General features: G+C 48.5%; 20 protein-coding genes. 14 read left to right on the top strand and 6 right to left on the bottom strand.

From position 1 onward, the window contains the following. Nucleotides 1–14 precede the first annotated feature (14 nt). The 8 genes from acs (at nucleotide 15) to AOT11_RS07890 (ending at nucleotide 8927) form a co-directional block, all read left to right on the top strand. On the top strand, nucleotides 15–1967 hold the full coding sequence (gene acs, locus AOT11_RS07925) for an acetate--CoA ligase (RefSeq protein ID WP_017419772.1): 1953 nt from the start codon (nucleotides 15–17) through the stop codon (nucleotides 1965–1967). A gap of 296 nt (nucleotides 1968–2263) precedes the next feature. After that, a complete protein-coding gene (aroQ, locus tag AOT11_RS07920; RefSeq protein WP_026050341.1) occupies nucleotides 2264–2713 on the top strand; it encodes a type II 3-dehydroquinate dehydratase in 450 nt (149 codons plus the stop codon). A gap of 60 nt (nucleotides 2714–2773) precedes the next feature. Further along, complete coding sequence (gene accB, locus AOT11_RS07915; protein WP_011079221.1) at nucleotides 2774–3238, top strand: acetyl-CoA carboxylase biotin carboxyl carrier protein; 465 nt, start codon at nucleotides 2774–2776, stop codon at nucleotides 3236–3238. A gap of 12 nt (nucleotides 3239–3250) precedes the next feature. Continuing rightward, complete coding sequence (accC, locus tag AOT11_RS07910) at nucleotides 3251–4597, top strand: acetyl-CoA carboxylase biotin carboxylase subunit (RefSeq protein ID WP_017419774.1); 1347 nt, start codon at nucleotides 3251–3253, stop codon at nucleotides 4595–4597. 120 nt (nucleotides 4598–4717) lie between these two features. Beyond that, nucleotides 4718–5605 (top strand): 50S ribosomal protein L11 methyltransferase, encoded by an 888-nt coding sequence (gene prmA, locus AOT11_RS07905; RefSeq protein WP_011151370.1) that lies wholly within the window; start codon nucleotides 4718–4720, stop codon nucleotides 5603–5605. 139 nt (nucleotides 5606–5744) lie between these two features. Then, a complete protein-coding gene (gene dusB, locus AOT11_RS07900; RefSeq protein ID WP_011079218.1) occupies nucleotides 5745–6713 on the top strand; it encodes a tRNA dihydrouridine synthase DusB in 969 nt (322 codons plus the stop codon). Between the two features lie 23 nt (nucleotides 6714–6736). Further along, a complete protein-coding gene (fis, locus tag AOT11_RS07895) occupies nucleotides 6737–7033 on the top strand; it encodes a DNA-binding transcriptional regulator Fis (protein WP_000462885.1) in 297 nt (98 codons plus the stop codon). A gap of 253 nt (nucleotides 7034–7286) precedes the next feature. Beyond that, on the top strand, nucleotides 7287–8927 hold the full coding sequence (locus AOT11_RS07890; protein ID WP_026050342.1) for a methyl-accepting chemotaxis protein: 1641 nt from the start codon (nucleotides 7287–7289) through the stop codon (nucleotides 8925–8927). Between the two features lie 59 nt (nucleotides 8928–8986). Here AOT11_RS07890 and zntR read toward each other — a convergent pair whose 3' ends face one another. After that, nucleotides 8987–9385, bottom strand: a complete 399-nt coding sequence (gene zntR, locus AOT11_RS07885; protein WP_017419776.1) for a Zn(2+)-responsive transcriptional regulator — start codon at nucleotides 9383–9385, stop codon at nucleotides 8987–8989. Nucleotides 9386–9655: 270 nt separating this feature from the next. On the opposite strand from zntR, the gene purH reads away from it, so the two are divergent. Then, on the top strand, nucleotides 9656–11248 hold the full coding sequence (gene purH, locus AOT11_RS07875) for a bifunctional phosphoribosylaminoimidazolecarboxamide formyltransferase/IMP cyclohydrolase (protein WP_017419777.1): 1593 nt from the start codon (nucleotides 9656–9658) through the stop codon (nucleotides 11246–11248). Between the two features lie 57 nt (nucleotides 11249–11305). Beyond that, entirely contained in the window at nucleotides 11306–12595 is a 1290-nt protein-coding gene (gene purD, locus AOT11_RS07870) for a phosphoribosylamine--glycine ligase (RefSeq protein WP_026050343.1), read from the top strand. A gap of 78 nt (nucleotides 12596–12673) precedes the next feature. On the opposite strand, the gene AOT11_RS07865 is transcribed toward purD, so the two are convergent. Beyond that, entirely contained in the window at nucleotides 12674–13366 is a 693-nt protein-coding gene (locus AOT11_RS07865) for a DUF1481 domain-containing protein (RefSeq protein ID WP_026050344.1), read from the bottom strand. Between the two features lie 51 nt (nucleotides 13367–13417). Next, entirely contained in the window at nucleotides 13418–13690 is a 273-nt protein-coding gene (hupA, locus tag AOT11_RS07860; protein ID WP_011079212.1) for a nucleoid-associated protein HU-alpha, read from the bottom strand. A gap of 265 nt (nucleotides 13691–13955) precedes the next feature. Here hupA and AOT11_RS07855 point away from each other — a divergent pair, with 265 nt between their 5' ends. Beyond that, on the top strand, nucleotides 13956–15044 hold the full coding sequence (locus AOT11_RS07855; RefSeq protein WP_017419780.1) for a CNNM domain-containing protein: 1089 nt from the start codon (nucleotides 13956–13958) through the stop codon (nucleotides 15042–15044). A 53-nt stretch (nucleotides 15045–15097) separates the two neighbouring features. Here AOT11_RS07855 and AOT11_RS07850 read toward each other — a convergent pair whose 3' ends face one another. Beyond that, the gene (locus AOT11_RS07850; RefSeq protein WP_026050345.1) at nucleotides 15098–15688 is read right to left on the bottom strand and encodes a YjaG family protein; all 591 of its coding nucleotides are present in this window, start codon (nucleotides 15686–15688) and stop codon (nucleotides 15098–15100) included. Between the two features lie 66 nt (nucleotides 15689–15754). Between AOT11_RS07850 and AOT11_RS07845 the strand changes: the two genes are divergently transcribed. From AOT11_RS07845 to AOT11_RS07835, 3 genes are all read left to right on the top strand, one after another. Beyond that, the gene (locus tag AOT11_RS07845; protein WP_017419781.1) at nucleotides 15755–16681 is read left to right on the top strand and encodes a D-2-hydroxyacid dehydrogenase; all 927 of its coding nucleotides are present in this window, start codon (nucleotides 15755–15757) and stop codon (nucleotides 16679–16681) included. Between the two features lie 3 nt (nucleotides 16682–16684). Then, complete coding sequence (locus AOT11_RS07840) at nucleotides 16685–17278, top strand: uracil-DNA glycosylase family protein (protein ID WP_017419782.1); 594 nt, start codon at nucleotides 16685–16687, stop codon at nucleotides 17276–17278. 166 nt (nucleotides 17279–17444) lie between these two features. Next, nucleotides 17445–18881, top strand: a complete 1437-nt coding sequence (locus tag AOT11_RS07835; protein ID WP_089529797.1) for an IS1182 family transposase — start codon at nucleotides 17445–17447, stop codon at nucleotides 18879–18881. A gap of 124 nt (nucleotides 18882–19005) precedes the next feature. On the opposite strand, the gene hemE is transcribed toward AOT11_RS07835, so the two are convergent. Together hemE and AOT11_RS07825 are read right to left on the bottom strand one after the other, a co-directional pair. Continuing rightward, complete coding sequence (hemE, locus tag AOT11_RS07830; RefSeq protein ID WP_011079207.1) at nucleotides 19006–20073, bottom strand: uroporphyrinogen decarboxylase; 1068 nt, start codon at nucleotides 20071–20073, stop codon at nucleotides 19006–19008. A gap of 314 nt (nucleotides 20074–20387) precedes the next feature. Further along, the gene (locus AOT11_RS07825; RefSeq protein ID WP_017420191.1) at nucleotides 20388–21128 is read right to left on the bottom strand and encodes a hypothetical protein; all 741 of its coding nucleotides are present in this window, start codon (nucleotides 21126–21128) and stop codon (nucleotides 20388–20390) included.

Genomic DNA, 21128 nt, shown 5'->3' with positions numbered 1-21128 from the left:
CAAGGAGAAAGACAATGAGTGAAGCCCACATTTATCCGGTAAAAGAGAACATCAAAGCCCACACCCATGCGGATAATGATACCTACCTAGCCATGTACCAGCAGTCAGTCACTGACCCTGAAGGTTTCTGGAGTGAACACGGCAAAATTGTTGACTGGATTAAACCCTTCACCAAAGTCAAACAAACGTCTTTTGACACTGGCCACGTTGATATTCGCTGGTTTGAAGATGGCACGCTCAATGTCTCAGCAAACTGTATTGACCGCCACCTAGCAGAACGTGGGGATGACGTTGCCATCATTTGGGAAGGCGACAATCCAGCGGACGACAAAACACTGACCTACAAACAGCTTCATCAAGAAGTGTGTCGCTTCTCCAACGCACTGAAAGAACAAGGCGTACGCAAAGGCGATGTGGTGTGTCTCTACATGCCAATGGTCCCTGAGGCCGCGGTTGCCATGTTGGCCTGTACCCGCATCGGTGCGGTGCATACCATCGTCTTTGGTGGTTTCTCGCCAGAAGCACTGGCTGGCCGCATCATTGACTCCGATGCCAAAGTCGTCATCACTGCCGACGAAGGCGTTCGTGGTGGTCGCGCGGTGCCGCTGAAAAAGAACGTCGACGAAGCACTGACGAACCCTGAAGTGAAAACCATCAGCAAAGTGGTGGTGTTCAAGCGCACTGGCGGCAACATTGATTGGCACGAACATCGTGATGTTTGGTGGCACGAAGCAACTGCAAAAGTTTCCGACATTTGTCCACCAGAAGAGATGAAAGCTGAAGATCCACTGTTCATCCTCTACACGTCAGGCTCAACTGGCAAACCGAAAGGCGTGCTGCACACCACGGGCGGCTATTTGGTCTACGCGACCATGACCTTTAAGTACGTGTTTGACTACCAACCTGGCGAAACTTTCTGGTGTACAGCCGACGTGGGTTGGATCACTGGCCACACGTATCTGGTTTACGGTCCACTGGCAAACGGCGCCAAAACCATTCTCTTTGAAGGCGTGCCAAACTATCCAAACACCAGCCGCATGAGCGAAGTGGTCGACAAGCACCAAGTGAATATTCTGTACACTGCGCCAACAGCCATTCGTGCGCTGATGGCAAAAGGCAACGAAGCAATCGAAGGTACGGATCGTAGCAGCCTACGCATCATGGGTTCAGTGGGTGAACCGATTAACCCGGAAGCGTGGGAGTGGTACTACAAAACCATCGGCAACGAGAAATCACCGATTGTCGATACTTGGTGGCAAACCGAAACCGGCGGCATTTTGATCACACCACTGCCAGGTGCAACGGCGCTGAAACCGGGTTCTGCAACGCGCCCATTCTTTGGCGTTCAGCCTGCTCTAGTGGACAACATGGGTAACGTGATCGAAGACCAAGCCGCAGAAGGCAACCTGGTTATCCTCGATTCTTGGCCAGGCCAAATGCGCACGGTTTATGGTGACCATGAGCGTTTCGAACAAACCTACTTCTCAACCTTTAAAGGCATGTACTTTACCGGAGACGGTGCGCGCCGCGATGAAGACGGTTACTACTGGATCACAGGCCGTGTGGATGACGTATTAAACGTTTCAGGCCACCGAATGGGCACAGCGGAAATTGAATCCGCACTCGTGGCCCACCCGAAAATTGCCGAAGCAGCGATTGTTGGCATTCCACACGACATCAAAGGCCAAGCAATTTACGCCTACGTCACGCTCAATGCGGGCGAGTATCCAACCGCCGAGCTGCACAAAGAAGTGAAAGATTGGGTCCGTAAAGAGATTGGTCCAATCGCGACACCAGACGTACTGCATTGGACGGATGCACTACCGAAAACCCGTTCAGGCAAAATCATGCGCCGTATTTTGCGTAAGATCGCCACGGGAGATACCAGCAACTTGGGTGACACCTCGACACTGGCCGATCCAAGCGTAGTTGATAAACTGATCGCAGAAAAAGCCGAACTGGTTTAATCCGTTTTAAACAAAACACCCTCAAAGCCACTCTACATAAGAGTGGCTTTTTTGTTTGCCGTTATCATTACCCATACTGTAAGAAAGGTTAATCTTGTTTTTTGTTAAGCTGGTTACAGAAAATCCACGGCAAACAGGGAGATTAGACCAGTAAATTGCTGCTAATTGTAATGAATTGGCTATAATCTTGGTCGATTTTGAAAAATTTGCGCGTTTTTTACAAAAATCTCGTGCCGATTTCTCGTATTTTTGGGAATATGCTGGTTCCACTCACGTTAAAGGAAGATAGCGTCAACATGTCTGCAAAATCACGAATTCTGGTCCTGAACGGTCCAAATATTAACCTGCTGGGTTTGCGTGAGCCGGGTCATTACGGTCACCAAACTTTGCCGCAAATCGTCGATATGCTGACACAACAGGCGCAAACTGCAGGCATCGAGCTCGAACACCTGCAATCGAATCGTGAGTATGAATTGATTGAAGCCATCCATGCCGCATACGGCAATGTCGACTTCATCATCATCAATCCGGCGGCTTTTACTCACACCAGTGTTGCACTACGTGATGCGCTACTGGGTGTTGCCATCCCTTTTATTGAAGTGCACCTCTCCAACGTACACGCTCGCGAGCCATTCCGACATCACTCTTACTTGTCGGACAAAGCGGTCGGTGTGATTTGTGGCTTAGGGGCGCAAGGCTATGAATTCGCTCTGTCGGCAGCCATTGCTCGTCTGCAGGCAAAGTAAACCCAACACTCTGCAACCCTTTAGGGTTGTCTTACTCACAAGATAAAAGAGAAAAAAAAGATGGATATTCGTAAAATCAAAAAGCTTATCGAACTAGTTGAAGAATCTGGCATTGCTGAGCTAGAAATCTCTGAAGGCGAAGAATCGGTACGCATCAGTCGCCACGGTCAAATGATGGCAGCGCCTGCACCAATGCACTACGCTGCGGCACCTGTTGCTCAACCTGCGCCAGTTGCAGCTGCGCCTGTAGCCACTGCAGAAGCAGCGCCAGCTGCGGCGGCAGTACCTGCTGGTCACCAAGTTCTTTCTCCAATGGTCGGTACTTTCTACCGCTCTCCAAGTCCAGATGCAAAAGCATTCATCGAAGTGGGCCAATCTGTGACTGCAGGTCAAACACTGTGCATCGTTGAAGCGATGAAGATGATGAACCAAATCGAAGCCGACAAATCTGGCGTGGTAACAGCAATTCTTGTTGAAGACGGCCAGCCTGTTGAGTTTGACCAACCACTTGTAGTTATCGAATAAGCGGAGTTCGCTATGCTAGATAAAGTAGTCATCGCGAACCGAGGTGAAATCGCACTTCGTATCCTTCGCGCGTGTAAAGAACTCGGCATCAAAACCGTTGCCGTGCACTCCACCGCCGATCGCGATCTAAAACACGTACTGCTGGCAGATGAAACCGTGTGTATCGGCCCTGCTCGTGGTATCGACAGCTATCTGAACATTCCTCGCATTATTTCAGCAGCAGAAGTGACTGGCGCGGTGGCGATCCACCCAGGTTACGGTTTCTTGTCTGAAAACGCAGACTTTGCAGAGCAAGTAGAACGTAGCGGTTTCATCTTTGTAGGGCCAAAAGCGGACACCATCCGCATGATGGGTGACAAAGTATCGGCTATCACTGCAATGAAAAAAGCGGGCGTTCCGTGTGTACCAGGTTCTGATGGTCCACTTGATAACGACGAAGTGAAAAACCGAGCACACGCGAAACGTATTGGTTACCCAGTGATCATCAAAGCCTCTGGTGGTGGCGGCGGTCGTGGTATGCGTGTAGTTCGTAAAGAAGCGGACCTCGTTCAGGCGATTGCCATGACCCGTGCAGAAGCAAAAGCAGCATTCAACAACGACATGGTTTACATGGAGAAATTCCTAGAAAACCCTCGTCACGTTGAAGTTCAAGTCATTGCCGATGGTCAAGGCGGCGCAATCCACTTAGGTGAGCGTGACTGTTCAATGCAGCGTCGTCACCAAAAGGTTGTTGAAGAAGCACCAGCTCCAGGTATTACTGAAGAGATGCGCAAGTACATCGGCGAGCGTTGTACCCGTGCTTGTGTGGAAATCGGCTACCGCGGCGCTGGTACATTCGAGTTCCTCTACGAAAACGGTGAGTTCTACTTCATTGAAATGAACACGCGTATTCAGGTTGAGCACCCAGTGACGGAAATGGTAACTGGTGTTGACCTGATCAAAGAGCAGCTGCGCGTTGCGGCGGGCCAGCCTCTGTCGTTCACGCAGAGCGATATTAAGATCCGTGGCCATGCGATTGAATGTCGTATCAACGCGGAAGACCCAGAGCGCTTCCTGCCATCGCCAGGTAAGATTGAACGCTTCCACGCACCAGGCGGTATGGGTGTTCGTTGGGAATCGCACATCTACAGCGGCTACACCGTGCCACCGCACTACGATTCAATGATCGGTAAGCTGATCACTTACGGTGAAAACCGTGACGTTGCGATTGCACGTATGAAGAACGCCCTAGGTGAGATGTTCATTGAAGGCATCAAGACCAACATTCCGCTGCAAGTGAGCATCATGAACGATGAAAACTTCCAGCACGGTGGTGCCAACATCCACTACCTAGAGAAAAAACTCGGCCTTCAGCACTAAGCTGAACGCACTGGTTACCATGCCCACTTCGGTGGGCATTTTTCATTGAGCGGATTTTTTCGTTTGCAGGGAAAGTCTGCTAAACTCTGCGCCAAATTTAAACATTAAGAGTATGCACTCATGCCTTGGATTCAAATCAAACTCAATGCGACCAACGAAAACGCTGAGCTTATCGGCGATATGCTTATGGAAGAGACTGGCGCGCTATCAGTGACTTTCTTAGATGCGCACGATACCCCGGTCTTCGAGCCACTGCCTGGTGAAACGCGTCTTTGGGGTGATACGGATGTCCTGGCACTGTACGATGCGGAAGCAGACACTCAACTCATCATGTCGCAAATCAAAGCAAGCAACATGCTGGCTGAAGGCTTTGCTTACAAAATTGAGCAGCTAGAAGACAAAGATTGGGAACGTGAGTGGATGGACAACTTCCACCCAATGAAATTTGGTCAGCGTTTGTGGATCTGCCCAAGCTGGCGTGACATTCCCGATCCAACCGCCGTGAACGTGATGCTGGATCCTGGTCTTGCGTTTGGTACAGGTACTCACCCAACCACAGCACTGTGTCTTGAGTGGCTAGAAGGGCTTGATCTCTCAGGTAAAACCGTTATCGATTTTGGTTGCGGCTCTGGCATCTTGGCGATCGCAGCGATCAAACTGGGTGCAGAAAAAGTCATCGGGATCGACATTGATCCTCAAGCACTTCTCGCTTCGAAAGACAACGCTCAACGTAATGGCGTTGCCGATCAACTGGATGTTTATCTGCCTCAAGATCAACCAGAAGGTCTGCTTGCGGACGTCGTTGTTGCAAACATTTTAGCGGCACCACTGCGTGAGCTTTCTTCAATCATCAAGGGCCTAGTCAAACCCAACGGTCAATTGGCGATGTCAGGTGTACTAGACACCCAAGCAGAAGACGTAGCCAACTATTACCGTGACGAGCTTCACATTGATCCGATCGTTGAGCAAAGTGAATGGTGTCGCATCTCTGGTCGCAAGCAAGGCTAGATAAGACTTTCAGGGTTAATTGTTTGAAATTCATACAAATTGCAAAAACAATTTGTCAATGCTCAAATATTAGTCTTTTCACGCAGAAAAAAAATGCGTAAAATGCGCGCCCTTGCTGGTATGAAGCTGTGACGACGTTTTGAAGATCGGAAATTATCAACTTAAGAACAAACTAATCGTAGCGCCGATGGCCGGAGTAACGGATAGACCGTTTCGAGAGTTGTGCCTTCGTTATGGTGCGGGAATGGCCGTCAGTGAAATGATGTCCTCTAATCCGCAACTATGGAAAACGTCGAAGTCAAAGCAACGCATGGTGCATGAAGGCGAATCGGGCATTCGCTCTGTACAAATCGCGGGCAGCGATCCACAGCTGATGGCAGATGCCGCGCAATTCAGTGTTGAAAATGGTGCGCAAATCATCGATATCAACATGGGTTGCCCAGCAAAAAAAGTGAATAAAAAGCTGGCGGGTTCCGCACTGCTCAAATACCCAGACATTATCGAACAGATTTTGAAAGCGGTGGTTGACGCAGTGGACGTTCCTGTAACGTTGAAAACCCGCACTGGCTGGGATACAGAAAACAAAAACTGTATTCACATCGCTAAATTAGCCGAAGACTGCGGCATACAAGCTCTTGCTCTGCATGGCAGAACCAAAGCCTGTATGTACAAAGGTGAGGCCGAATACGACAGCATTAAAGCCGTTAAACAGGCAGTTTCCATTCCGGTTATCGCAAACGGTGATATCGATAGCCCGGAAAAAGCCAAGTATGTACTGGAGTACACCGGCGCAGACGCTTTAATGATTGGACGCCCTGCCCAGGGTCGTCCTTGGATTTTCCAGGAAATCCATCACTATTTGGAAAACGGCACCACAATGCCTGAACTTCCGATTGAGGAAGTGAAAAGCATTATGCTCGGTCATGTTCAGGCTCTCCATGAGTTTTATGGTGAGTATTTAGGCCCTCGCATCGCGCGTAAGCACGTGGGTTGGTATCTAAAAGAACATGAGCAAGCGAGTGAGTTTCGCCGTACCTTCAACGCTATCGACGCAGCTATGCTGCAACTTGAAGCGCTCGAAGGTTATTTTGATAACGTTGCATCATAATTAAGAGAAGAGCTAGACCGAATATGTTCGAACAAAATCTGACTTCAGAAGCTTTAACAGTAACTACCGTAACATCACAAGATCAAATCACGCAAAAGCCACTACGTGATTCTGTTAAAGCGTCTCTTAAAAACTACTTGGCTCAACTAAACGGTCAAGAAGTGACTGAACTTTATGAATTAGTTCTAGCTGAAGTTGAACAGCCACTACTAGATACCATCATGCAGTACACTCGCGGTAACCAAACTCGCGCAGCAACTATGATGGGCATCAACCGCGGTACTCTTCGTAAGAAACTGAAAAAATACGGCATGAACTAATCCCTGATTAGTTTGATCGCTTTCAAACCGCCCGCTGGAATTTTCCGCGGGCGGTTTTCTTTTATCGGTTCTTATGCCTTTTGCTGGGTGCTAGCACATTTCTCCTGTAACACCACTCAACCTTTACTTTAAAACCGTAATCACTTTCAAATCTCGCCTTTGGTCGCATATACGGTTCAGTTATCAATTTGTTACATTGAAAAAACAATAACAATCAACAAATGTATCCCCCAACCTTCAAGGAGTGATTGGTATGGTCGGTTCCAGCTTGCGCATCATTAACATCAAACAGCGGCTTTATGTACTCACCTTCGTGATTACATCACTATTGCTGCTTCCATTTATCGCACTGCTTTATGCCTATCAAAGTGATTTGATGGAAGCCAAGCAGGTCAAAACACGCCATTTGGTCGAAGCAGCCGTGAGCTTGCAGCAGCACTATTATCAACAAGAACAAGCTGGGCACTTGTCGCGCGAAGAGGCGCAAACACAAGCCAAGGCGGCCATTAGCCAGCTGCGCTATGAAAAAGAAGATTACTTTTGGATTAACGATGATCAGCCCAATATGATCATGCACCCGATGAAACCGCAACTGAACGGCAAGAGTTTAAGCGCAGTGAAAGATCCGACGGGCAAGGCGCTGTTTGTTGAAATGGTTTCGGTGGCGAAAACATCTGGGGCTGGCTTTGTCCATTACATGTGGCCAAAACCGGGTTCGGACGTTGATGTGGAAAAAGTCTCTTATGTGCAAATGTTCCAGCCATGGGGATGGATTACCGGCAGTGGCGTTTATATCGATGATGTTGAAGCGCTGGTGTGGCAGCGTATTCGTGCTTCCCTTCTCCAATTGAGCCTGACTGGCGCAGTCATGTTGTTGCTAGCTGGATGGATAGGCAACAGCATTACCCAGCCTTGTAGAGCGACACAGCGCGCTTTAGAGGATATTGCACAAGGTGATGGCGACCTGACCAAACAGCTACCTGCCGATGGCCAAGATGAGTTAGCGCAAATCGCCCGAGCGTTTAACCAGTTCACCAGCAAGATCCGCCTCATCGTGCAAGGCATTGCCCCTGTTACACGTGATGTCACTGGATCTGCCTCTGAGTTGACCCAAGTAGCAAGAAATGCTCTCGAAAAAGCCACCGCCCAGCAACACTCGGTCGATTCCGTCGCCAGCGCAATGAGGCAGCTGCATGATAGCAATATGCAAGTGGCCGATTCAGCACAAGAGGCGGCCAATGCAGCGCAGAATGCCTCAAAGAAAGGCAAAGAAGGCAGTGCCATCATTGAAAAAGCCTCTGGCTACATGCATGCCTTGTCACACACCGTGACCCAAACAGAACTCAATGTACAAGAGTTAGCTAAGGAAACTCAAAAAGTAGGTACTGTTTTGGAGGTGATCCGCGGCGTGGCCGAGCAAACGAACTTATTGGCACTCAATGCAGCCATAGAAGCCGCCCGAGCCGGTGAGCAAGGCCGTGGCTTTGCGGTGGTCGCTGACGAAGTACGCACATTGGCTACGCGCACCAGCAGCAGTACCGATGAAATTCAACACATCATCGCGCAGTTGCAACAACGCGCCAATGATGTCTGTTTATCGATGGAGCAAACGCAGCATCAATCCACCGAAACCCAGCAACAAGCCAGCTTGGCACAGCAATCCCTAAGTGACATCGATGCGCAAATTGCGGTCATTTTGCAGCTCAACCAGCACATTGCTCGTGCCAGTGGCGAGCAAACGTCCGCCACCGAGCTCATCAACCACAACCTTCTGCAAATTGTCGATCACAGTGAGCAGACGGCAGCACAAGCCAATCAAGTCGCTGCAGCGAGCGAGCAGTTGATGGCTAGCGGTAAGCAATTGCAAGTCAACTTTGCCGCGTTCAAGGTGTAACGCCAATAGAATGAGCAAGCTTACGAGCGGCTTAGGTCATCGATGGCCTAAGCCGTCTGTTATTCTAAAGCAGCAAGAATGGAGCAGTGGCTGGCATTGTCTTCCACATGGCCACAGCACGCATCATTAATTTTTTTCAGTGCCCGACGAATTTTGTTTAATTCGGCAATTTTCTCATCGATGAGTGCCAACTTAGCAGAAGTGATCGCTTTCACCTCGGCGCAACTGTGTTCTGTTGCTTCGAGTTTGATCTCCAGTAGCTCTTTGATCTCTTCCAAACTCAAACCGAGTTCTTTGGCTTTTAAAATGAATCCCACCTGCTTCTGGTTTTCGTGATTGTAAAGACGGTAACCGGATTCACTACGACCCGCAGGCTTGATCAGGGCATTTTTTTCATAAAAACGCAGTGTATCCGCGCTCACACCACAACGTTTCGCCAGTTCACCTATCTGAAACATAACTTTCCTTATTAACTATCTCGTTACTTTTTCTCTTAAAGTTCGAGTTTTTTGCAATTATTTTTGAGATGCCAAACGATTGCGCGAGCTTTTATGTAATAAATTGGTTAGAATACGCGCCATCAAATGAGGGAGACTGTCTTCTTACCAGAAAAGCGAGACAAAGGTCTTTTCCAAAACTGGCCAATATTTTACCCCAAGAGGTAAAAACAAGTTCATTTTTGGCAAATATCTTTAGTTTAACTCCGTGAATTTGAGGAAATTGGAAGCATGAACAACGCTCGTCCTATTCGCCGTGCGCTTATCAGCGTATCAGACAAAACCGGTATTGTTGAGTTTGCGCAAGCTCTTGCTGAGCGCGGTGTCGATATCTTATCGACTGGCGGTACTGCTCGTTTACTTGCAGAGCAAGGCATCGCAGTCACTGAAGTCTCTGACTACACTGGTTTCCCAGAAATGATGGACGGTCGCGTTAAAACGCTTCACCCGAAAGTTCACGGTGGTGTGCTCGGTCGTCGTGGCCAAGACGATGAGGTCATGGAAAAACACGGCATCAACCCGATCGACATGGTGGTGGTTAACCTCTACCCATTCGCAGAAACCGTCGCCAAAGAAGGCTGCACACTGGCTGACGCGGTTGAAAACATCGACATCGGTGGCCCAACCATGGTTCGCTCTGCGGCGAAAAACCATAAAGACGTGACTATCGTTGTCAACGCTTCAGACTACCATCGCGTCATCACAGAAATGGATGCAAACGACAAGTCCCTCACTCTAGAAACGCGCTTCGACCTCGCTATCGCAGCCTTTGAGCACACCGCCGCTTACGACGGCATGATCGCGAACTACTTCGGCACTATGGTTCCTTCATACGGAGAGAACAAAGAGGGTGATGAAGAGAGCAAATTCCCGCGCACTTTCAACCAGCAGTTCATCAAAAAACAAGACATGCGCTACGGTGAGAACAGCCACCAAGCAGCGGCTTTCTACGTTGAAGCCAACCCACAAGAAGCATCGGTTGCAACCGCTCGCCAAATCCAAGGTAAAGCCCTCTCTTACAACAACATCGCAGACACTGACGCAGCACTTGAGTGCGTGAAAGAGTTTAATGAGCCAGCTTGTGTGATCGTCAAACACGCTAACCCATGTGGCGTAGCGCTAGGTAAGGACATCCTAGAGGCGTACAACCGCGCTTACCAAACCGACCCTACTTCTGCATTTGGTGGCATCATCGCTTTCAACCAAGAGCTAGACGCAGAAACGGCAACAGCGATCGTTGAGCGTCAATTTGTTGAAGTGATCATTGCCCCTTCTGTATCAGCTGAAGCGATGGAAGTGGTGGCAGCGAAGAAAAATGTTCGTCTGCTTGAGTGTGGCGAGTGGACAACGAAGACAACGGGCTTTGACGTAAAACGCGTGAACGGCGGCCTACTGGTTCAAGATCGCGACCAAGGCATGGTCAGCCTCGATGACCTTAAAGTCGTCTCTAAGCGCCAGCCAACGGAAGAAGAACTCAAAGACGCGCTATTCTGCTGGAAAGTGGCGAAGTACGTAAAATCGAACGCGATTGTTTACTCTAAAGGCGACATGACCATTGGTGTGGGCGCTGGCCAAATGAGCCGCGTCTACTCAGCGAAGATTGCTGGCATTAAAGCGGCAGACGAAGGTCTACAAGTTGAAGGGTGTGTCATGGCCTCTGATGCCTTCTTCCCATTCCGTGACGGTATTGATGCAGCAGCAGAAGCTGGCATTAAGTGTGTGATTCAGCCAGGCGGCTCGATGCGTGATGACGAAGTGATTGCCGCCGCAGATGAGCACGGTATGGCGATGATCTTTACGGGTATGCGCCACTTCCGCCACTAATTTTTATCAGAGGTGCCTTATAAGGTACCTCTTTTTGCAAGATTTGAGGATGATGAGATGAATGTATTAATAATTGGTTCCGGTGGTCGTGAACACGCACTAGGTTGGAAAGCCGCACAAAACCCCAATGTGGAGACAATCTTCGTCGCACCGGGGAACGCAGGTACCGCACTTGAGCCTAAGCTAGAAAACGTCAACATCGCCGTTGAAGACATTGCTGGTTTAGTGGCATTTGCTAAAGAGAAAGCCATTGAACTGACCATCGTCGGTCCTGAAGTGCCGCTCGTACTGGGGGTTGTTGATGCGTTTAGTGAAGCAGGTCTGCCAATTTTTGGCCCTACCCAAGCGGCTGCGCAACTTGAAGGCTCTAAAGCATTTACCAAAGACTTCCTTGCTCGCCATCAAATCCCTACTGCGGCGTACGCGAACTTTACGGACATCGAGCCAGCACTGGCCTATGTACGTGAACAAGGCGCGCCAATCGTGGTGAAAGCAGATGGCCTTGCAGCAGGCAAAGGCGTGATTGTCGCGATGACGCTAGAAGAAGCCGAAGAGGCTATCAAAGACATGCTCGCAGGCAACGCCTTTGGCGACGCAGGCAGCCGTGTGGTGATCGAAGAGTTCCTTGATGGCGAGGAAGCCAGCTTCATCGTAATGGTGGATGGCGAGAACGTGTTGCCGATGGCCACCAGCCAAGATCACAAACGTGTCGGCGACAAAGACACCGGTCCAAACACAGGCGGCATGGGCGCTTACTCACCAGCACCAGTGGTAACACCTGAGATCCATAACCGTGTTATGCAAGAGGTGATCTACCCTACCGTACGCGGCATGGCCGCCGAAGGTAACCCATACATGGGCTTCCTCTATGCCGGGTTGATGATTGACAAAGATGGCACACCAAAAGTCATCGAGTACAACTGCCGCTTTGGTGACCCAGAGACTCAACCTATCATGATGCGCATGGAATCGGATCTTGTGGAATTGTGCCTCGCGGCCATCGACAAGAAACTGGATCAAGTCGAGTCCAAGTGGGACCCTCGCGCATCGATCGGTATTGTGCTTGCAGCGGGTGGCTACCCAGCAGCGTACAACAAAGGTGATGTGATCTCTGGCCTACCTCAAGTTGAAATTGAAGGCGAGAAGGTCTTCCACGCTGGTACTGAAAATAAAGAGGGCGATATCGTCACAAACGGTGGTCGTGTTCTTTGTGCCACTGCACTGGGCAACAGCGTGTCAGAAGCGCAGCAACGCGCGTACGAGCTAGCAAAACAGATCCGTTGGGATGGGATGTTCCACCGCAACGATATTGGCTACCGTGCAATCGCTCGCGAGCAACAAAAATAACAACAGCATCAGTTGGCAAAGAAAACAAAAGGCGCATTTTGCGCCTTTTGTCTTTTCATTCGTCTAACGGAGTAAGCCTTACTCTTCAAGCAACACGGGCTTTTCCACGCAGTCTCGATCGTCTTCATCTAATAACAGTAACGTCTCGACCTCCAAACGACGTGAAGATTTTTTGCCTAAAAACGCCACATAGCTGTCGACACTGGCTAATCGGTTAACCACAAATCCTGGGAGGGTCTGGTTAAACTCAAGTTTCGAATATTCCTCTCCACTACAGGTTTCAAACGTTTCCCCATCCCAATAGCCCTGTATCAACTCCAATCCCTCTCGAGATTGTTGTTTAGTCTCTTTAACCAATGCATCCGCTTCGTATTGGTAGCGCTGCAACTGCTCTTGTTGGATAGGAAGAACCTTCCCGTTAAGGCGATACTGTTGATAAACCGCATCCCCTTCAACATTAAATCGAACGTGGATTCGATAAGGTACTAAGCCTAACTTGCTATCAAGCTGCTCACCTTCTCGAATCAACTCTCGTAATGCGCCTTCATCCCAGCGATATTCGCTTTGGTACCAACCGTAATCTCCAGAAAAAACGTAGTCCGACGCTTTATGCGGCCCTGTCAATTTGTCCGTCACCCAATAGAAACTCGTCGCATCGCCCATCGTCTGGCCACCAGAGAAATGAGTGAATTGTTCAAGATTTGGTCTTGGTGCTGAAGAACAACCAGCAAGGATTAGGAGGGCAGTCAGGGAGAGAAGTCGTTTTTTCATGATGTCAGGCAATTAAAAAAGGCACCGGAGAGAATCTCCGGTGCAGAGCAATTAGTTTACTGATTCTTTCAGTGCTTTACCTGCTACGAATGCAGGAACGTTTGCTGCAGCGATTTGGATCTCATCACCCGTTTTAGGGTTACGGCCAGTACGTGCTGCGCGGTGGTTTACTTTGAATGTACCAAAACCAATTAGTTGAACCTGGTCACCCTCTTTTAGTGCGTCAGTCACACCGTTAAGAGTAGCTTCAAGAGCAGCTTTCGCTTGTGCTTTAGATAGGTCTGCTTTCTCTGCGATAAAGTCGATTAATTGGGTCTTGTTCATTAGGTTTCCCTTCTCATAGGTTATCGAATTCGTTTCACTCTAAAGCATAAAGCCTATGTCTGGCAAAGGTTTGTCGTCAATCTTTCGCTTTAGTGCCTTACTTTTAACCGTTTTCTGAGTAATAACTCACAAATTGTTATCGAATAACCATACCAGAAGCTTGGTTTTCACTGCCGAAGCACCTATTTACAAGGAGTCTACGACCATTAGATAATGCACTTTGTCTCAGTGTAGACGTGAACTCGTGACTTCTTCAAGGGCAACTATGCTACTGCTTACTTTCTATATTTCGATTGCTATTGGTATTTCTTTCATCTGTTCCGTGCTGGAGGCGGTACTACTGAGCATCAGTCCAAGCTATATTGCTCAACTCAGACAGCAAGGCCATCCTGCGGCTGAACCGCTGACGAAACTCAAAGCGGACATTGATCGCCCGTTGGCTTCTATCCTCACATTAAACACCATAGCACATACCATCGGTGCGGCAACGGCAGGTGCGCAAGCGGCTGTTGTTTTTGGTAGCGAATGGTTGGGGGTATTCTCTGGCGTCCTAACGCTCGGCATTCTTGTGCTTTCGGAAATCGTCCCTAAGACCATTGGTGCCACTTACTGGCGACAACTGGCGCCATCCGCCGCCACCACCTTGCGCTGGATGGTTTGGGCCCTAACACCCTTTGTTTGGTTCTCAGAGCAAATCACCAAGCGTTTAGCACGCAATCAAGAACTACCCAAAATGCGCGATGAACTATCAGCGATGGCGATCTTAGCACGCGAAAGCGGCGAGTTTGCAGAGGGTGAGTCTAAAATTCTGAGTAACTTGCTCGGTATTCAAGATGTACCGGTAACGCAGGTGATGACACCTCGACCTGTGGTTTTTCGAGTGGATGCCACCACCACTATTAACGAGTTTCTCGCTGAGCACAAAGAGACACCTTTCTCTCGCCCACTGGTTTACAGCGAGCAGAAAGACAACATCATTGGTTTTGTCCACCGCTTAGAGCTATTCAAACTGCAGCAATCTGGGGCAGGAGAGAAACAACTGGGTTCCGTGATGCGCCCTATTCACGTCATCATGAACACGCTTGCTTTGCCTAAAGCGTTTGATCAAATGATGGCAAAACGCTTACAACTTTCTATCGTGGTTGATGAGTATGGCACCGTGCTCGGCCTCGTCACCTTAGAAGATATTTTTGAATATCTACTCGGGGAAGAGATCATCGACGAAGCTGATAAGAGCCAAGACATGCAAGAGCTGGCTTACCAACGCTGGGAACGCTGGAAAAACAAGCACGGCATGATCGAAAGCCGCGACGACGATGAAGACGAAGGAAGTAACGACAAAACGAAGTCGTAGCTTGCTCAAGTGTCAAAACAACAAAAGGCTCCAATGGAGCCTTTTGCTTATCATTACGACAGAGTGATGCCCAAGTTGCTGATCGGATCATCCCTCAACTCTTGGCGTAAATCTTTAATCAAGTCGATATCACGCTCTTGTGCTTCACGTAAAGGACGGAAAATCGCCCACTGCACATCCCATTCAGCACAAACCGCTTCGTTCGCTTTCTGGTTTTCATTGGTGATCGCTTCACTGCCTTGAGCTTGCTCTAAATCCACCACTGTTTGCACCGATTGCTGACTGATCTTAATCATCGAGTCGAACAGATAGTCGCGATCAAGCAAACCGTGCAGTAAGGTGGAGAGAGATTGGCACGCATCCATGGCAGGATAAACCGCATAAAGATCGAACTCTTCCGCGCTAGGGAAGAGCTCTTCCAACTTCTCAAGTTGACGCTCAAAATTCACCTTAGCGTTTTTCACCGTGAGAATTTCCCATACACTGTCTAAAATGTTGCGATAACCTCTTGGTTCCGCGAAACCAGTGCTATCACAAAACATGGCGTAGTTTGGGTACATACGTTCACACAAACACGTCATGAAGGTTATTTGTTGCCAAGGTTCCAGTTTTTCTAAACGGACCTGTAGGGGATTCTGTAGCATAATCACTCAATCATTGCGGAAAAAGACAGCGGAAGTGTACTTGATTCGCCACAGGGAAAAAAGTTAATGCATCAGTCAAAACACAAGATTTTCATTGTTACCGAAGACAACGAGACCTATCGCCAACTGCTTGCTGATCACGCGTTACCTGATTTAGCGCTCACTGAGGACATCGAGCAAGCCAATATCATCCTCGCGGCGCCACCTCACATTGCACCACGCTTGTCTGAGTGCCACCAGCTCGAATGGCTACAATCGACTTACGCTGGCGTGAACGCGCTCATGCAACCTGAGTTACGACGAGATTACAAGCTAACCAATGTCCGTGGGATTTTTGGCCCCTTGATCGCGGAATACGTCATCGGCTACGCCATTCAACACTATCGCCACTGTGCCCGCTATGCCGAGCAGCAACAGCAACGTCTCTGGCAACCGCATCCCTACTCTTCCCTAGAGGGCAAAACGATCACCATCTTAGGCACAGGGAGCATAGGTAATCACCTAGCGCATGCCTGCACGGCGATGGGGTTACACACCATTGGCGTCAATCGTACAGGCATTCCGCCGAACGGTAGCCATTTTCAGCAAACCTACCACATCAATGAGCTGGCAGCGGCCTTGAAGAAAGCACACATCGTGGTCAACACTCTGCCTAGCACAGAACACACTCACCACTTGTTGAACCAAGCGAGCCTAAGCCACTGTCGTCATGCTCTGCTATTTAATGTTGGACGTGGGGATGTCATTGACAATGCGGCACTACTTTTGGCGATTAAAAATCACTGGGTTGAACATGCGTTCTTGGATGTATTTGAACAAGAACCCCTCGTCACGGATCATCCATTTTGGGGGCTCAAACAAATCACTATCACGCCGCATATTGCCGCGCTGAGCTTTCCTGAGAAAGTGATGGCGCTGTTTGCAGAAAATTACCATCGTTGGCTTGAAGGGTACCCACTCAACCATCAAGTCAGCTTCACCAAAGGGTATTGATGCATGCCGCTTGAGCCGCTGTTAACTCAAATCCGGGCTTGCCAAGTGTGTGCCTCCGCCTTGCCGCTCGGTGCTAACCCTGTGGTTCAAGCTCACTCAGAGGCGAAGATTTTGATCATTGGACAAGCGCCAGGGACCAAAGTCCACCACACATCCATTCCGTGGAATGATGCCAGTGGCAATCGCTTAAGAGCGTGGTTAGACATTGAAAAGCAGACTTTTTATGACCCAAAACAGATCGCCATCATGCCGATGGGATTTTGCTATCCCGGACAAGGGCAATCTGGCGATCTTCCGCCACGAAAAGAGTGCGCACCGCTGTGGCATGAGGCCTTACTGAAACACTTACCCAATATCGAACTGACACTGTTGATTGGTCAATATGCACAAAACCGTTATCTGTCGAACAAACCAAAAACAGTGACTGAAACGGTACAAAATTGGCAAGCTTGGCTACCCGATTACCTGCCACTTCCTCACCCCTCGCCTAGGAACACACTGTGGTTGAGAAAGAATCCTTGGTTTGAAGAACAAACCGTGCCCTACCTTCGCCAACAAGTACATCAGCGACTCTCCCTAAGCAAAGTTGAGCGCTAAAAAGCATGGGGATCATGGCAACCCAAAAGCACCTTTCGCTGTACACCGCTGAGGCAGAAGCGAAAAACAAAAACCAGCCGAAGCTGGTTTCAGACTGCTGACAAAGGTCTAGCTTTCGAGCTAGACCTTTGATCTAATAGGGGTATCGAAATATGGATACTCCGATATGCTTCAAGAACCGACTCCGCAACAATACGAACTGGAAATGGTGACGATGGAACAGTTAGTTCCTAAAAACCATTTAGTGCGCAAAATCGATAATGCTATCGACTTTGAATTCATTCGTGATGAAGTCGCTCATCTTTATTGTAAAGATAATGGGCGTCCACCTGTTGACCCTGTTCGTCTCTTCAAAATCATCTTGCTTGGTTATATCTTTGGTATAAAAAGTGAGCGTCAGCTCGTTAAAGAAATTGAAGTGAATGTCGCTTACCGTTGGTTCTTACGGATGTCATTAACAGAGAAAGTCATCCACGCTTCGACTCTAAGCCAAAACCGCATTCGTCGCTTTAATGGCACGGATGTATTCGAACGTATTTTTATCAATATCGTAGAGCAAGCCATGACGAAAGGCTTGGTCGCGGGTCAAGAGCTCTTTACGGACAGTACTCATCTCAAAGCGAACGCCAACAAGAATAAACACACCAATAAAGTCACGGCGGTTCGCGCGAGTGCCTATCTTGATATGCTGGATGACGACGTCGCGTTAGACCGAGAAAAAGCGGGTAAGAAGCCTCTTAAGGCTCGTGAATCAGAGTCAAAAACAAAGAATACCAAAACCAGCACCACTGACCCAGAGAGTGGCTTCATGACTCGTGATAATAAGCCACAAGGCTTCTTCTACCTCGACCATCGAACCGTTGATGGTCAACATGGAATTATCCTCGATACCTATACCACCGCGGGCAACATCAATGACTCACAGCCTTACGTTCAACGCTTAGATTACACGCTTGCTACATTCCAATTGAACCCGATAGCCGTTGGACTGGATGCGGGCTACTTTACCGCTCCAGTGGCGGAGTCACTTGAACGTCGAGGTATTCTTGGCGTGTTCGGTTATCGACGTCCATCGAGAACGAAAAATGCGTTCAAAAAGAAACACTTTACTTACGATGCGCAAAGAGACTGCTACCAGTGTCCGAATGGTCAGGCGTTGCTTTATAAAACCACGTCACGCGATGCCTACCGAGAATACCACTCAGACCCGAAAGAGTGTGCGTTCTGTCCAATGAGGGATGACTGTACTCAAAGCAAAAACATGAAGAAAGTGATTACTCGGCATATCTATAGCGATGCCGTAGAGAGAGCAAATCAAATGCGGCTTTCTTCCTATGGTAAGAAGACCTATCGACGTCGAAGTGAAACAGTAGAACGGAGCTTTGCAGACGCTAAGCAACATCATGGTCATCGTTATGCACGATTCAGAGGTCTAGCTAATGTGCAAATGCAGTGTTGGTTGGCAGCGGCAGCCCAAAACATCAAGAAGATAGCGTTGGTGGTGAACTATCTACGAAAAATGGGCTTAAATATGGCAGAAATAAGGCAGATACTTGCTTCTGTATACCCATGTAATGAATGGAAACTTCTGCGCACGATATAACAAAAAAAAACACGATCGCGACCTACGGTCGCTTCCAAAAAAGAACCCCACTTAAAAAGCGGGGTTCGTCATCAATCTGAAACCAGCCGAAGCTGGTTTTTTAATTGCTAACAGACAGTGCTTTTTATTGGTGGTATGGCTTAGAAAGCTCGTGAACCGCTTCAACAAAGACACCTGCGTTTTCTGGTGGAACGTCAAGATGAATACCGTGACCCAAGTTGAACACGTGTCCAGTACCACCATGGCCAAATCCTTCTAGGATAGAGGCCACTTCTTCACGAATGCGATCGTGAGAAGCGTAGAGCATCGATGGATCCATATTGCCTTGCAGGGCCACTTTGTCACCGACACGTGCTTTTGCGTCTGCAATGTTGATGGTCCAATCAAGACCAACAGCATCACAACCCGTCGCCGCAATCTGCTCTAGCCACATGCCACCATTCTTGGTAAAGAGCGTCACAGGTACGCGGCGGCCATCGTTTTCACGAATCAGACCATCCACAATCTTATGCATGTATTGCAGTGAGAAGAGGTTGTAGTCTCGTGGCGTCAGTACGCCCCCCCACGTATCAAATACCATCACTGATTGCGCACCTGCTTTAATTTGCGCGTTTAGGTATTCGATAACGCTGTCTGCTAGCTTATCGAGAAGTAGGTGCAGAGTTTGTGGTTCTGCGTACATCATTTTCTTGATCTTAGTGAAGGCTTTTGAGCTACCGCCTTCAACCATGTAAGTGGCAAGCGTCCACGGGCTACCAGAAAAACCAATCAGCGGTACGTCACCGTTCAAGTCTTTGCGGATTTGACGCACAGCGTTCATGACATATTGCAGCTCACCTTCTGGATCCGGCACGCCGATTTTTTCGACGTCTGCTTTGCATGTGATTGGGTTATCGAAGATCGGGCCTTCGCCTGTTGAGAAGCGCAGACCTAATCCCATCGCATCTGGGATAGTCAGGATATCAGAGAACAGAATGGCAGCATCCAGCGGAAAGCGGCGAAGTGGCTGAAGAGTCACTTCAGACGCGAGCTCTGCATTTTTACACAAAGACATGAAATCGCCCGCTTGAGCACGCGTTGCTTTGTATTCTGGTAGGTAACGACCTGCCTGACGCATCATCCATACCGGTGTGCAATCTACAGGCTCTTTCAGTAATGCACGCAGATAACGATCATTTTTTAATTCAGTCATTCCGTAATTCCAGTTGTTAGGCTTTTTTATAAGAGCGCCATTCTAACACTGATTTAGCACAAAATACCGCCTGCTTTGCGCCCTGGATCAAGTTATTAACTTTTAAATCAATGCTTAGTTTGCACCCAACAAATAACAGTGTTAAAAATTTGTTCGCTAGCGAAAACTATAATTACAAACTGAACACTCAGTGTTCAGCATCTCATAACGACATCTTACTTACCCCCTCCCTCTCGGAGGGTTTTTTTTATTTATTTTTCAACAAATTAAAAGACCACCAATCTGGTGGCCTTTCACATTAAAGTTGCATCTAATCAAGATTCACACACTTGTTTAATGATGCCTTTTACATAGCCTTTGCTGACATAAGTCGGACAAAGAGCCGCTCGAACCGATTTGGACTCGATAACATAATTTTCAAAATTTGCCAAAGCCGTCCCGACACAAACGGTGGTTGCCACTTCTTTTGCCAAGGCAAAATTCACATTTTTCGGGCGTTCTAAAGTGTACAGCAGCGCATTCGCTACTTTTTCATCCGCACAGTATTGAGATGATTGCTTCACCGCAGAAGCAAAAAATGGCACTGATAGAGACTTAGATACGTTCTGGTAAACTTTAACCCCTTCAGCAAAGCTCAACTCCGCTTGAGGCGATAAGGTTGCAAGCAGATTGCCATAATTCTCCACACAGCTTTCGGCAGAGTAACGCACGCACGGTTGCGCCGCTTTGACCAACTGTTCAGAGAAAGTTTGCGTGAAAGCGTCTGACTGACTCAAAAATGGATACACCTGTAGCACTTCTTGTCCAAGGTAAATCGCTTTGTCGCTATTTCCTGCTTGGATAGACTGAGTAAAAGACCCCAGTGCTGCTTGCTCCACCAACGCCTTCCACTGAGTGTCACGCTGTGATGGGCGAATATCGTTCGCATGTGCCAATAATTCTTGCCAACTTTGCGAAGCTTGCAGCGCCTTCAAATCTTCCAGACTGTAAGCGTCGCTCGCACTGGCTGAAAAACTTAATGACATGGCTAAGAGAGAGAGAATGGTCTTCTTCAT

Source organism: Vibrio vulnificus NBRC 15645 = ATCC 27562 (genome assembly GCF_002224265.1).
Lineage (GTDB): Bacteria > Pseudomonadota > Gammaproteobacteria > Enterobacterales > Vibrionaceae > Vibrio > Vibrio vulnificus.
This window is presented reverse-complemented; position numbering and strand designations above follow the sequence as displayed.

Coding starts and splice junctions, on each gene's coding strand:
- acs (WP_017419772.1), top strand. CDS start 15: ATGAGTGAAGCCCACATTTATCCGGTAAAAGAGAACATCAAAGCCCAC.
- aroQ (WP_026050341.1), top strand. CDS start 2,264: ATGTCTGCAAAATCACGAATTCTGGTCCTGAACGGTCCAAATATTAAC.
- accB (WP_011079221.1), top strand. CDS start 2,774: ATGGATATTCGTAAAATCAAAAAGCTTATCGAACTAGTTGAAGAATCT.
- accC (WP_017419774.1), top strand. CDS start 3,251: ATGCTAGATAAAGTAGTCATCGCGAACCGAGGTGAAATCGCACTTCGT.
- prmA (WP_011151370.1), top strand. CDS start 4,718: ATGCCTTGGATTCAAATCAAACTCAATGCGACCAACGAAAACGCTGAG.
- fis (WP_000462885.1), top strand. CDS start 6,737: ATGTTCGAACAAAATCTGACTTCAGAAGCTTTAACAGTAACTACCGTA.
- AOT11_RS07890 (WP_026050342.1), top strand. CDS start 7,287: ATGGTCGGTTCCAGCTTGCGCATCATTAACATCAAACAGCGGCTTTAT.
- zntR (WP_017419776.1), bottom strand. CDS start 9,385: ATGTTTCAGATAGGTGAACTGGCGAAACGTTGTGGTGTGAGCGCGGAT.
- purH (WP_017419777.1), top strand. CDS start 9,656: ATGAACAACGCTCGTCCTATTCGCCGTGCGCTTATCAGCGTATCAGAC.
- purD (WP_026050343.1), top strand. CDS start 11,306: ATGAATGTATTAATAATTGGTTCCGGTGGTCGTGAACACGCACTAGGT.
- AOT11_RS07865 (WP_026050344.1), bottom strand. CDS start 13,366: ATGAAAAAACGACTTCTCTCCCTGACTGCCCTCCTAATCCTTGCTGGT.
- hupA (WP_011079212.1), bottom strand. CDS start 13,690: ATGAACAAGACCCAATTAATCGACTTTATCGCAGAGAAAGCAGACCTA.
- AOT11_RS07855 (WP_017419780.1), top strand. CDS start 13,956: ATGCTACTGCTTACTTTCTATATTTCGATTGCTATTGGTATTTCTTTC.
- AOT11_RS07850 (WP_026050345.1), bottom strand. CDS start 15,688: ATGCTACAGAATCCCCTACAGGTCCGTTTAGAAAAACTGGAACCTTGG.
- AOT11_RS07845 (WP_017419781.1), top strand. CDS start 15,755: ATGCATCAGTCAAAACACAAGATTTTCATTGTTACCGAAGACAACGAG.
- AOT11_RS07840 (WP_017419782.1), top strand. CDS start 16,685: ATGCCGCTTGAGCCGCTGTTAACTCAAATCCGGGCTTGCCAAGTGTGT.
- AOT11_RS07835 (WP_089529797.1), top strand. CDS start 17,445: ATGCTTCAAGAACCGACTCCGCAACAATACGAACTGGAAATGGTGACG.
- hemE (WP_011079207.1), bottom strand. CDS start 20,073: ATGACTGAATTAAAAAATGATCGTTATCTGCGTGCATTACTGAAAGAG.
- AOT11_RS07825 (WP_017420191.1), bottom strand. CDS start 21,128: ATGAAGAAGACCATTCTCTCTCTCTTAGCCATGTCATTAAGTTTTTCA.